The organism is Salmonella sp. 741265050_HSA (assembly GCF_046569445.1).
GTDB classification, from domain to species: Bacteria; Pseudomonadota; Gammaproteobacteria; order Enterobacterales; family Enterobacteriaceae; genus Salmonella; species Salmonella enterica.
Genome location: NZ_JBKFSV010000017.1, coordinates 47,439 through 60,427, shown reverse-complemented (window position 1 = coordinate 60,427; position 12,989 = coordinate 47,439). Strand labels below are relative to the sequence as shown.

The following is a 12,989-nucleotide window of genomic DNA, read 5'->3' as shown; positions in this document are numbered from 1 at the left end:
CACAAACGGGATTCCCCTTTTCAGGCCGTATTCTCCCCTCCTGATGTATTAGATAACCTCATTAATCAAACAGAAAATACCGTTTTTCTAAAAGAATGTGTATTGCTACTTTGGACATCATCACTTAGAGCCTAATGGGATTGGTTCTTAATCAGTAAAAATCAACAAAAACTTATATTTTAAAATAACCTTATCCGATGAGAAGGAGATCGCTAATGTCGATGGCCCTTACCGCCCCCCCAACCAGGAAAAGATTTTTAATCGTTGCCTGTCTGTTTATTGGAATATTTATTGCTTATCTCGATCGCGTTAATGTTTCGGTATTAGCCGCGAATGAACCCTTCTTAGCCTATATGGGTATTGAAGGTATGCCCTTGCAAATCGGCATGATGATGACCGTCTTTCTGGCCGCTTATGGTATCGCTAACGTTGTATTATCACCGCTTGGCGATTATCTCGGCCCCAGAAAAGCAATGATACTTTGTATTCTGATCTGGACTATCGCTTTAATGGTTGGCGGCGTAGCAACATCATTCGCTCTAATTATTATTTGCCGTATATTACTGGGCATCGGAGAGGGATTTTATTATCCACTGCAAAGCGTATTTATTAAAAACTGGTTCCCGAAGCAGGAGCGCGGCAGAGCAAACGCGGCGTGGATCGTCGGCCAGTCGGTGGCACCCGCCATTGCGATGCCTTTTTTCACCTGGTGGATAGGCACCCACGGCTGGCGTTCCAACTTTTTCTTATGCGCCGCTCTCGGGTTAATCCCTCTTTGGCTACTTTGGCGATATGTTGCTGATAAACCAGAACAACATAAAAGTATCAGCGAACAAGAACTGGCTTATATCAAAGCTGGACAGGAAACGGAAAGCGCAGGCAACAGCGAAAGTTTTATGTTGCGGGTAAAACCGGTGATTACCAACTACAGCTATTGGCTGCTGGTACTGTGGTATCTGTGTCTGCAATGTTTATATTGGGGAATGATTACCTGGCTACCAACCTATCTAAAATCAGCCAGAGGGTTCAGTTGGGCGGAAATGGGTTGGCTGGCGTCGCTTCCCTTTGTCCTGTCGATATTTGCCAAAGCGGCCGCAGGCGTCTTCGTCGATAAAATAGGACGCAGCGCTCCCATATTAATGGTGTTAATGTTTTTCGCTGGCGTCAGTATCTATTTCGGTACCATAACCGAACATAAATATATGTCAGCAGTACTCCTCTCCTTTGCTGTGGCTTTCTGTACGATGGGCACCCCCGTTGCCTGGACGTTATTACAGGGAATGATACCAGGAAAATCCATATCCGCCGCCAGCGGCGTAATGAACGGCGTCGCCAATGGACTCTCTTCATTATCTCCCGTATTTATCGGCTTATTTATTTCTATCACTGGAACTTATACCGGCGGCTTACTATGCCTGGTTTTTATCAGCGCTATCGCCGTGGTATCGGCATTAATCTTAACGATTAAAAAATATTAATTACGAGGAGTAAATGATGAAAATTACCAGCGTTGATATTATTGATGTGGCGAACGATTTTGCGTCCGCCACCAGCAAATGGCGTCCGGTGGTGGTAAAAATTAATACCGATGAGGGCATTTCCGGTTTTGGCGAAGTCGGGCTGGCTTACGGCGTCGGTGCCTCTGCGGGCATCGGCATGGCAAAAGATTTAGCCTCCATTATCATCGGCATGGACCCGATGAATAACGAAGCTATCTGGGAAAAGATGCTCAAAAAAACCTTCTGGGGGCAGGGCGGCGGCGGCATTTTTTCCGCGGCGATGAGCGGCATCGATATCGCGCTGTGGGATATCAAAGGCAAAGCGTGGGGCGTACCGCTGTATAAAATGCTTGGCGGCAAAAGCCGCGAGAAAATCAGAACCTACGCCAGTCAGCTACAGTTTGGCTGGGGGGACGGCAGCGATAAAGATATGCTGACCGAGCCGGAGCAGTATGCACAGGCGGCGCTGACCGCCGTCAGCGAAGGCTATGACGCAATAAAAGTGGATACCGTCGCAATGGATCGCCACGGCAACTGGAACCAGCAAAACCTCAACGGGCCTCTCACCGATAAAATCCTGCGCCTGGGCTATGACCGTATGGCCGCCATACGTGATGCAGTCGGCCCGGACGTGGATATCATCGCCGAAATGCACGCTTTTACGGATACCACCTCGGCGATTCAGTTTGGCCGCATGATCGAAGAACTGGGCATCTTCTACTACGAGGAACCGGTTATGCCGCTGAACCCAGGGCAGATGAAGCAGGTTGCCGATAAGGTCAATATTCCGCTGGCGGCTGGGGAACGCATATACTGGCGCTGGGGATACCGTCCTTTCCTGGAAAACGGCAGCCTGAGCGTTATTCAGCCCGATATCTGCACCTGCGGCGGCATCACCGAAGTGAAGAAAATCTGCGATATGGCGCACGTTTACGACAAAACGGTGCAAATCCATGTTTGCGGCGGGCCGATTTCCACAGCGGTGGCGCTGCATATGGAAACCGCGATCCCTAACTTCGTCATCCACGAACTGCACCGGTATGCGCTGCTGGAACCGAATACACAGACCTGTAAATACAACTATCTACCCAAGAACGGCATGTACGACGTTCCGGAGCTTCCCGGCATCGGCCAGGAGCTGACCGAAGAAACCATGAAAAAGTCGCCGACCATTACCGTAAAATAAGCCAACAGTCTGCCTGCACCGCAGGCAGACACCCTGTATTTGCGAGTCGTATCAACGCGACCTTATCCAGCCTGAGATAAAATCCTCTCAGTAAAGGGGTAACACAGGTGGCAAATGAATTTAACTATCCGGCAATTTCGCGCGTTTCTGGCCGTCGCGGATTTGCGTAGTTTTACCGCCGCCAGCAAATATCTGTGCATCACGCAGGGAGCTGTTAGCGGTTTAATCAACGAAATGGAAAGCCAGATGGAGGTTTCCCTTTTCGACCGCACTTCGCGCGTGGTGAAGCTATCGCCCGACGGCGAAAAGTTTTTACCCGCCGCCATGCGGGTTGTTGAAGAGTTTCAACGGGCCGAAAATTATGCCCGCGACCTGAAAGAGATCAAAAAATCCCTGGTGCGGGTTGTTGGCGCGCCGCTGATCGCCTGTGCTTTTCTGCCGCAAATCATCCATGCCTTTAAGCGGCAGCATCCGCATACCCACGTACAGCTTATTGATAAGCCCATGTCGCAATTACAAAAAAGCATTATGTTGGGAGAAGCCGATTTTGGTATCGGCCCGGAGCGGCCGCTGGAGCCGGAAATCGACAAACAAACGCTGTTCACAACGGAAATCGCCCTGTACTGCCATCCGGACTATCGGCTGCATAAAAAAACGGTTCGCTGGGAAGAGATTCAAAGCGAAGAGCTGATCGCCGTTGGCAACGAATCCATTCCGATGATCTCCGCAACCGCTGGCGTGCGCATTAAGCCCAAAATGACGGTGGAACATATGGCGACCGCCATGTCGCTGGCGGCGCAGTGTGAAGGCGTGGTGATCGCCGGAACCTTTTCCCGCCATTACGCCAAAAGCTACCAATTAGCGACCTGTTCGCTCACGCCTCCGCTGCGGCGCAATATGAACCTTTATTTCCATGCGTGGCGCGCACAAACGCCCGCCACTCAGCGCTTTAGAGATTTTTTATTCAGCTATGTCGATGAACATCATGATGCCCCGGCCAACCAGCGGTAGGCCGGGGATTAAGGCAGGTTAAATATCGATATTCGCCGCTTTCAGGGCGTTCTCTTCAATAAAGGCACGACGCGGCTCAACGGCATCACCCATCAGCGTGGTGAACAGCTGGTCGGCAGCAATCGCATCTTTAACGGTCACACGCAGCATACGGCGGCTTTCCGGGTCCATGGTGGTTTCCCACAGCTGATCCGGGTTCATTTCACCCAGACCTTTATAACGCTGGATAGCCAGACCGCGACGTGATTCTTTCACCAGCCACTCCAGCGCCTGCTCGAAGCTGGTTACCGGCTGGCGACGCTCGCCGCGTTCGATAAACGCGTCCTCTTCAATCAGACCGCGCAGCTTCTCGCCCAGCGTGCAGATACGACGATATTCCGCGCCGGTCACAAACTCGTGATCCAACGGATAATCGGTATCCACACCATGCGTACGCACGCGAACGATCGGCTCGAACAGATTCTGTTCCGTATTAGTATGAACATCGAACTTCCACTGACTGCCGTGCTGCTCTTTCTCGTTCAGCTCGGTAATCAGCGCATTCACCCAGCGCGTTACAGTCTGCTCATCAGAAAGATCGGCTTCGGTCAGAGTTGGCTGATACACCAGCTCTTTGAGCAGCGCTTTCGGGAAGCGACGCTCCATACGACCAATCATTTTCTGCGTGGCGTTATATTCAGAGACCAGTTTTTCTAACGCTTCGCCGGATAGCGCCGGCGCATGGGCGTTCGCGTGCAGAGTCGCACCGTCAAGCGCGATGGAGATCTGGTACTGATCCATCGCTTCGTCGTCTTTAATGTACTGTTCCTGCTTGCCTTTCTTCACTTTGTACAGCGGCGGCTGGGCAATGTAGACGTGGCCGCGCTCGACGATTTCCGGCATCTGACGATAGAAGAAGGTCAACAGCAGCGTACGGATGTGCGAGCCGTCGACGTCCGCATCGGTCATGATGATGATGCTGTGATAGCGCAGCTTGTCCGGGTTGTACTCGTCGCGACCAATACCGCAGCCCAGCGCGGTAATCAGCGTCGCCACTTCCTGAGAGGAGAGCATCTTGTCGAAGCGCGCTTTCTCGACGTTGAGGATTTTACCTTTCAGCGGCAGAATCGCCTGGTTTTTACGGTTACGCCCCTGCTTCGCAGAGCCGCCCGCGGAGTCCCCTTCCACCAGGTACAGTTCGGACAGCGCCGGGTCGCGTTCCTGACAGTCCGCCAGTTTGCCCGGCAGACCGGCTAAATCGAGCGCGCCTTTACGACGGGTCATTTCACGGGCGCGACGCGCCGCTTCACGCGCACGCGCGGCGTCGATAATTTTGCCGACGACGATTTTCGCGTCAGATGGGTTTTCCAGCAGGTATTCGCTCAGCAGTTCGTTCATCTGCTGTTCTACCGCCGATTTCACCTCGGAAGAGACCAGCTTATCTTTGGTCTGTGAGGAGAATTTCGGGTCCGGTACTTTTACGGAAACCACCGCAATCAGACCTTCACGGGCATCATCGCCGGTGGCGCTGACTTTGGCTTTTTTGCTGTAGCCTTCTTTGTCCATGTAGGCGTTCAGCGTACGGGTCATCGCCGCACGGAAGCCTGCCAGGTGAGTACCGCCGTCGCGCTGCGGAATGTTGTTGGTAAAGCAGTAGATATTTTCCTGGAAACCATCGTTCCACTGCAACGCTACTTCGACGCCGATACCGTCTTTTTCGGTGGAGAAGTAGAAGATATTCGGGTGGATCGGCGTTTTATTCTTGTTCAGATATTCAACAAACGCCTTGATGCCGCCTTCGTAGTGGAAATGATCTTCTTTGCCATCGCGCTTGTCGCGCAGGCGGATGGAGACGCCTGAGTTCAGGAATGACAGTTCACGCAGGCGTTTCGCCAGGATCTCATATTCAAATTCAGTGACGTTGGTGAAGGTTTCGTGGCTCGGCCAGAAACGTACCATCGTGCCGGTTTTATCGGTATCGCCAGTGACGGCCAGGGGTGCCTGCGGCACGCCGTGCTCGTAGATCTGACGGTGAATTTTGCCATCTCGCTGGATAACCAGCTCCAGTTTTTGCGACAGAGCGTTAACTACCGAGACGCCCACGCCGTGCAGACCGCCGGAGACTTTATAGGAGTTATCGTCAAATTTACCGCCCGCGTGCAGAACGGTCATGATCACTTCCGCCGCCGAGACGCCTTCTTCCGGGTGAATACCGGTCGGAATGCCACGGCCATCATCCGTTACGGACACGGAGTTATCGGCGTGAATAGTCACGACGATATCTTTACAGTGACCCGCGAGCGCTTCGTCGATAGCGTTATCTACCACCTCGAATACCATGTGGTGCAGACCGGTGCCGTCATCCGTGTCGCCGATATACATACCCGGGCGCTTACGCACCGCATCCAGCCCTTTCAGGACTTTGATACTGGAGGAGTCATAAGAATTCGACATCAACGTTTCTCGCTCATTTAATCTTGGGTTAATCCGTTATTTTACCCTTTTCCACGGTAAACATCTTCGAATTTTCATCCGACATGTCTATAACGTGTTCAGCGCTAATTGCGCTGACAAAGACCTGCGATTGCGTGGCTTTTAAGCGGCTGGCCAGCAGTCCGCGACGCGCATCGTCAAGTTCAGAGGCAAAATCATCTATCAGGTACAGGCAGCGCCGCCCGCTTTCGCGGGTGAGGAACTCGCCCTGCGCCAGACGTAAGGCGCACATCAATAACTTTAGCTGCCCGCGCGACAGGGTATCTTCCACCGGCGCGCCGTCGGCGCGAATGCGAAAGTCCGCTTTATGCGGCCCGTGCGCGGTGTAGGTCAACATACGGTCACGCTCAAAGCTTCGCTCCAGCACGTCCGCATAGTCTGTCTCTTTCTCCCAGCCGCGCTGGAAAGAGAACGTCAGGGAAAATTCAGGTAAAAACTGCTGACAGGTATCCGCCATGTCCTGTGCGATAGCGCTACTGTACTCCGCCCGCCAGGTACTAATTTGTTCCGCCAGCGGAATCAGCTCTTTATCCCACGGGCGCAATTGCTCATAACGACTCACCTGGCGCAGCGCGGCATTACGCTGTTTCAGCAATCGTTTCAGGTTGCTCCAGGCGGTGAAGAATCCGGCTTCGTTGTGAAAGCATCCCCAGTCAAGGAACGCTCTTCTGTATTTGGGGCCGCCGTTGAGTAAAGTAAACCCTTCCGGCGTAATCAACTGCATCGGCATTAAATGCGCCAGCTCCGCGATCTTGTGACCGTCGGTACCATCGATACGGACTTTGCTGTCGCCCTGCTTATCTTTGGTTAAGCCAATCGACGTCTCACGCTCTTCGCCCTGTAATCGCCCGTGAAGAACAAACGCTTCCTGCTCATGACGAATCACGCGGCCAGGCTGCAAACTGCGAAACGCCCGACCATGGCCAAGCGTATAGATAGCTTCCAGCACGCTGGTTTTGCCGCTGCCGTTGGCGCCAACCAGGAAGTTAAAGCCGGGGGATAAAGCGAGATCCGCATTTTCTATGTTGCGGAAGTCTTTGATTAGCAGTCTGGATAGCGACATATCAACTCATAACCAGGGCGTTATCGGCGCAATTAGTCTGGTTACGGCCAGCGCACAGCAACCGGAGCGTACTGGAGTACGTGAGGATTGCTCGCTGCGCTCGCCCTTCGGGCCGTCCATAAGACGTCCAAAATACTTCGTATTTTGTGCGAGCACTGCCCGAAGCCAGAATAACAAGTAAGATAGCCCGATATTCTTTACAAGCGCATTGGCATAACAACATAGGCAGCCGACTGTGACGCCGCATCCTCAATCTGTACGCTGGATACGGAATCCGTCAGCATAATACGCACGGTTTCGCACTTCAGCGCATTGAGCACGTCCAGCACGTAACTGACGTTAAAGCCGATTTCCATCTCCGTCCCGCCGTAGCTCACGTCCAGAATCTCTTCCGCTTCTTCCTGCTCCGGGTTATTGGCGGTGATTTTGAGCTGATTCTCACTGACGTACAGACGAACGCCGCGGAATTTCTCATTCGAGAGGATTGCCGCGCGGGCAAACGCCTGCTTGAGGATATCGCAGCCCGCTTCCAGATGTTTATCCGGATTCTTCGGCAGAACGCGACGGTAATCCGGGAAGCGACCATCCACCAGCTTCGAGGTAAAGATAAAGTCGCCGACGTGCGCGCGGATATTATTACTGCCGATCTGCACGCGCAGCGGGTTTTCGCCGCCGTCGAGCATACGCATCAGTTCAATCACGCCTTTACGCGGCACAATCACCGAGTGGCTGGGTAAAGACGCTTCCAGCGGCATTGAGCACACCGCCAGGCGGTGGCCGTCGGTCGCGACAGTTCGCAGTTCGCTACCTTCCGTTTCAAACAGCATACCGTTTAAGTAGTAGCGCACATCCTGATGGGCCATCGAAAACTGGGTCGCTTCAATCAGGCGCTTCATCGTGGCCTGCGGCAGCGTAAATTCAACTTCGCTTTGCCAGTCGTCAAGATTCGGGAAATCGGCGGCAGGCAGTGTAGACAGCGAGAAGCGGCTACGGCCAGAACGCACCAGCATCCGATCGCCTTCCAACTGAACGGCAATCTCCGCGCCCTCCGGCAGGCCGCGGCAGATATCAAAGAATTTCCGCGCCGGCACGGTAGTGGCGCCTGGCTCATGCGGCTGAGAAAGCGTAACGCGCGCGACCATCTCCATTTCAAGATCGGTGCCGGTCAGAGAAAGCGTACCGTCCGCTACCTGGAGGAGCAGGTTACCGAGAATCGGCAGCGTAGGACGACCGCCCAGCGGGCCGCTGACCTGCTGAAGCGGTTTTAATAAATGTTCACGTTCAACGGTAAATTTCATAGGATCACGACGACAATGTTCTGATTAAATTCGAAAAATCTTCTTTGATATCGTGGCTTTCTTCACGCAGTTGCTCAATTTTACGACAGGCATGAAGTACGGTAGTGTGGTCGCGCCCGCCAAACGCATCGCCGATTTCCGGCAGACTGTGGTTGGTGAGCTCTTTTGCCAGCGCCATAGCCATCTGGCGCGGACGTGCTACCGAGCGAGATCGACGCTTAGAAAGCAGATCCGCAATTTTGATTTTGTAATACTCGGCCACCGTCTTCTGAATATTGTCGATGGTGACCAGTTTTTCCTGCAACGCCAGTAAATCGCGCAGCGCTTCGCGCACAAAGTCGATAGTAATCGCCCGGCCGGTAAAGTTGGCATTGGCGATCACCCGGTTCAGCGCGCCTTCCAGTTCACGTACGTTAGAGCGTAGACGCTTGGCGATAAAGAACGCGACCTCGCCTGGCAGACGAATATCATTTTCGTCCGCTTTTTTCATCAGGATCGCCACGCGGGTTTCCAGTTCTGGCGGTTCGATCGCCACTGTTAGCCCCCAACCAAAGCGGGACTTGAGACGATCCTCAACGCCGTTGATCTCTTTCGGATAGCGATCCGACGTCAAAATGATCTGCTGATTGCCTTCCAGCAGAGCGTTAAAGGTATGGAAAAACTCTTCCTGGGATCGTTCTTTATTGGCGAAGAATTGAATATCGTCGATCAGCAATGCGTCAACGGAGCGGTAGTAGCGTTTAAACTCTTCGATGGCGTTATTTTGCAGGGCTTTTACCATGTCCTGCACAAAGCGCTCGGAGTGCATATACACGACTTTCGCGTTGGGTTTACGCGCCATAATGCCGTTACCCACCGCGTGCAGCAGGTGAGTTTTACCCAGACCGGTGCCGCCATAGAGGAATAACGGGTTATAAGCGCCGCCAGGATTATCCGCCACCTGACGTGCCGCCGCGCGCGCCAGTTGGTTGGATTTACCTTCGACGAAGTTATCAAATGTATGCTTAACATTGACGTTGGAGCGGTAGGTCGGCTCCGCCGGCGCTGGTACGTTATCCCAGCCCGAACGGGCCGCAGGCGCTACGCGCTGCGGCTGCGCCGTTGTTGTCTGCGCAGGCGCGACAACGTTATGCACAGGCGTTTTTAGCGTTTGCGTAACGGGCTTTGTTCCCACTTCAAAACGCAGTTGTGGGGCATCCGCGCCGCAGAATGTGTTGAGTAATCCATTGATATTGTTGAGGTACTTATCTCTTACCCAATCGAGCACAAAACGGTTTGGCGCATACAAAGCCAGCGTGTTATCGCTCAGTTCCGCCTGCAACGGGCGTATCCACATACTGAATTCTGTGGCTGGTAACTCATCCTGCAATCGGGCAAGACACTGCTGCCAAAGCGAAAGTGACACGGCGGACTCCACTCGAACAAAAGTCGATAAATGACAAAGGCTGATACATTAATGATTGTTGGCGCACGTCGATAAGACCCTGCATGAAGGGTGACGCACGAACCGCTGTCTGCGGTTTTCACGGATCTTTCAAACGATCGCGACTTCACGCAGTCTGAAAGATTTCGTGTTCATGCCTGACCAGGATCGTTTGAAACGATCAGGACCGCGGATCATAGCCTAAACTGAGCAAGAGATCTTCTGTTTCTCACAGATTCTTCCCGATTTATCCACAGGACTTTCCAGGAAAGGATAAGTGTAATCGATCCTGGGGAACTCCTGTACGCTTTCGCGCGCATATTGAAAAAATTAATAGGTAAAGGTGAGCAGACGCCTAAAAGATCGCATAAAGATCCAGGGCGATCCTTGCGCTTTACCTGGCAGTCCGTATAATTCTCCACCCGTCGCGCAATGCCCGTCATATGGCGTCAACGCTGCTTATTTTCCGCACAAAAAGGCGTGGAAAATCGCGGGAAAATAAGGAAAGAGAATTGACTCCGGAGTGTACAATTATTACAATCCGGCCTCTTTAATCACCCACACTGTGGCGTAAGTCGTTCAAAGTTTGTTCGGGTATACGCAAAAGTCAGTGAATTTATTCAAGTTTAGGTAGAAATCGCCATGAAACGCACTTTTCAACCGTCTGTACTGAAGCGCAACCGTTCTCACGGCTTCCGTGCTCGTATGGCTACTAAAAATGGTCGTCAGGTTCTGGCACGTCGTCGTGCTAAAGGCCGCGCTCGTCTGACCGTTTCCAAGTAATAAAGCTAACCCCTGAGTGGTTAAGCTCGCATTTCCCAGGGAGTTACGTTTGTTAACTCCCGCTCATTTCACATTCGTCTTCCAGCAACCTCAACGGGCTGGCACGCCGCAAATCACCATCCTCGGCCGCCTGAATTCGCTGGGGCATCCCCGTATCGGTCTTACCGTCGCCAAGAAAAATGTTCGACGTGCGCATGAACGCAACCGGATTAAACGTCTGACGCGTGAAAGCTTCCGTCTGCGCCAGCATGAACTTCCTGCAATGGATTTCGTGGTGGTGGCGAAAAAAGGGGTTGCCGACCTCGATAACCGTGCTCTCTCGGAAGCGTTGGAAAAATTATGGCGCCGCCACTGTCGCCTGGCTCGCGGGTCCTGATAGCCCTTATTCGGGTCTATCAACGCCTGATCAGTCCGCTGCTTGGGCCGCATTGTCGTTTCACGCCAACGTGCTCAAGCTACGGAATTGAGGCATTGCGCAGGTTTGGAGTGATAAAAGGCAGTTGGTTGACGGTGAAACGCGTATTAAAATGCCACCCTTTACACCCTGGTGGTGACGATCCCGTCCCGCCCGGACCATTTGATACCAGAGAACACTAACGATGGATTCGCAACGCAATCTTTTAGTCATCGCTTTGCTGTTCGTGTCTTTCATGATCTGGCAAGCCTGGGAGCAGGATAAAAATCCGCAACCTCAGACTCAACAGACCACGCAGACAACGACCACCGCAGCGGGTAGCGCCGCCGACCAGGGCGTACCAGCCAGTGGCCAGGGGAAAATGATTACGGTGAAAACCGATGTGCTTGATTTGACTATCAACACCCGTGGTGGTGATGTCGAGCAGGCCTTGCTCCCGGCTTACCCGAAAGAACTGGGTTCCAACGAACCGTTCCAGCTGCTGGAAACCACCCCGCAGTTTATCTATCAGGCGCAAAGCGGCCTGACAGGCCGCGACGGCCCGGATAACCCGGCGAACGGCCCGCGTCCGCTGTACAACGTCGAGAAAGATGCGTTTGTACTGGCCGACGGTCAGAACGAACTGCAGGTTCCGATGACTTATACTGACGCCGCAGGCAACACGTTTACCAAAACGTTTGTCTTTAAGCGTGGCGATTATGCGGTTAACGTGAACTATAGCGTGCAGAACACCGGCGAAAAACCGCTGGAAGTCTCCACCTTTGGTCAGTTAAAACAATCCGTCAACCTGCCTCCTCATCGCGACACCGGCAGCAGCAACTTTGCGTTGCATACGTTCCGCGGCGCAGCGTACTCCACGCCGGATGAGAAGTATGAGAAATACAAATTCGACACCATTGCCGATAACGAAAACCTCAACGTCAGCTCCAAAGGCGGTTGGGTGGCAATGTTGCAGCAGTATTTCGCTACCGCATGGATTCCGCGTAACGACGGCACCAACAATTTCTACACCGCTAATCTGGGTAACGGCATTGTCGCTATCGGCTATAAAGCGCAGCCGGTACTGGTACAGCCAGGCCAGACTGGCGCGATGACCAGCACCCTGTGGGTCGGCCCGGAAATTCAGGATAAAATGGCGGCTGTTGCACCGCACCTGGATTTGACCGTGGACTACGGTTGGTTGTGGTTCATCTCTCAGCCGCTGTTCAAGTTGCTGAAGTGGATCCACAGCTTTGTGGGCAACTGGGGCTTCTCCATTATCATCATTACCTTTATCGTTCGCGGTATCATGTACCCGCTGACCAAAGCGCAGTACACGTCAATGGCGAAGATGCGTATGCTGCAGCCGAAAATTCAGGCGATGCGCGAACGTCTTGGCGATGATAAACAGCGCCAAAGCCAGGAGATGATGGCCCTGTACAAAGCGGAGAAGGTTAACCCACTGGGCGGCTGCTTCCCGCTGATCATCCAGATGCCTATCTTCCTGGCGTTGTACTACATGCTGATGGGTTCCATTGAACTGCGTCATGCGCCGTTCGCGCTGTGGATTCATGACCTGTCCGCACAGGACCCGTACTACATTCTGCCGATCCTGATGGGCGTAACGATGTTCTTCATTCAGAAGATGTCGCCGACCACCGTGACCGACCCGATGCAGCAGAAGATCATGACCTTTATGCCGGTCATCTTTACGGTGTTCTTCCTGTGGTTCCCGTCAGGTCTGGTGCTGTACTATATCGTCAGCAACCTGGTCACCATCATTCAGCAGCAGCTGATTTACCGTGGTCTGGAGAAGCGTGGCCTGCATAGCCGCGAGAAGAAAAAATCCTGATTCGGTGT

General features: G+C 53.0%; 11 protein-coding genes. 7 read left to right on the top strand and 4 right to left on the bottom strand.

Going from position 1 to position 12,989, the window contains the following annotated elements; translation table 11 throughout:
* Positions 1-215: 215 nt before the first annotated feature.
* The 3 genes from ACLD4F_RS19690 (at position 216) to ACLD4F_RS19680 (ending at position 3,696) form a co-directional block, all read left to right on the top strand.
* Positions 216-1,478, top strand: coding sequence for an MFS transporter (locus ACLD4F_RS19690; RefSeq protein WP_024797547.1), 1,263 nt, complete (start codon positions 216-218; stop codon positions 1,476-1,478).
* Between the two features lie 13 nt (positions 1,479-1,491).
* Positions 1,492-2,685: a mandelate racemase/muconate lactonizing enzyme family protein gene (locus ACLD4F_RS19685; protein WP_024132189.1), complete on the top strand. Its 1,194-nt coding sequence runs from the start codon at positions 1,492-1,494 to the stop codon at positions 2,683-2,685.
* Positions 2,686-2,799: 114 nt separating this feature from the next.
* Entirely contained in the window at positions 2,800-3,696 is an 897-nt protein-coding gene (locus ACLD4F_RS19680; RefSeq protein WP_001054589.1) for a LysR family transcriptional regulator, read from the top strand.
* Positions 3,697-3,714: 18 nt separating this feature from the next.
* Here ACLD4F_RS19680 and gyrB read toward each other — a convergent pair whose 3' ends face one another.
* From gyrB to dnaA, 4 genes are all read right to left on the bottom strand, one after another.
* Positions 3,715-6,129, bottom strand: coding sequence for a DNA topoisomerase (ATP-hydrolyzing) subunit B (gene gyrB / locus ACLD4F_RS19675; RefSeq protein ID WP_000072047.1), 2,415 nt, complete (start codon positions 6,127-6,129; stop codon positions 3,715-3,717).
* 28 nt (positions 6,130-6,157) lie between these two features.
* Positions 6,158-7,231 (bottom strand): DNA replication/repair protein RecF, encoded by a 1,074-nt coding sequence (gene recF / locus ACLD4F_RS19670; RefSeq protein ID WP_000059373.1) that lies wholly within the window; start codon positions 7,229-7,231, stop codon positions 6,158-6,160.
* Positions 7,232-7,428: 197 nt separating this feature from the next.
* Positions 7,429-8,529 (bottom strand): DNA polymerase III subunit beta, encoded by a 1,101-nt coding sequence (gene dnaN / locus ACLD4F_RS19665; protein ID WP_000673474.1) that lies wholly within the window; start codon positions 8,527-8,529, stop codon positions 7,429-7,431.
* 4 nt (positions 8,530-8,533) lie between these two features.
* A complete protein-coding gene (gene dnaA, locus ACLD4F_RS19660; protein ID WP_000059093.1) occupies positions 8,534-9,934 on the bottom strand; it encodes a chromosomal replication initiator protein DnaA in 1,401 nt (466 codons plus the stop codon).
* A gap of 660 nt (positions 9,935-10,594) precedes the next feature.
* On the opposite strand from dnaA, the gene rpmH reads away from it, so the two are divergent.
* From rpmH to yidC, 4 genes are read left to right on the top strand one after another with little or no spacing between them, the layout of a single operon-like run.
* A complete protein-coding gene (gene rpmH, locus ACLD4F_RS19655; protein ID WP_000831330.1) occupies positions 10,595-10,735 on the top strand; it encodes a 50S ribosomal protein L34 in 141 nt (46 codons plus the stop codon).
* A gap of 16 nt (positions 10,736-10,751) precedes the next feature.
* On the top strand, positions 10,752-11,111 hold the full coding sequence (rnpA, locus tag ACLD4F_RS19650) for a ribonuclease P protein component (RefSeq protein ID WP_000239725.1): 360 nt from the start codon (positions 10,752-10,754) through the stop codon (positions 11,109-11,111).
* Positions 11,075-11,332: a membrane protein insertion efficiency factor YidD gene (gene yidD / locus ACLD4F_RS19645; protein WP_001307474.1), complete on the top strand. Its 258-nt coding sequence runs from the start codon at positions 11,075-11,077 to the stop codon at positions 11,330-11,332. Before rnpA ends, yidD begins: the two co-directional genes overlap by 37 nt.
* A gap of 2 nt (positions 11,333-11,334) precedes the next feature.
* On the top strand, positions 11,335-12,981 hold the full coding sequence (yidC, locus tag ACLD4F_RS19640) for a membrane protein insertase YidC (protein ID WP_000378278.1): 1,647 nt from the start codon (positions 11,335-11,337) through the stop codon (positions 12,979-12,981).
* Positions 12,982-12,989 lie beyond the last annotated feature (8 nt).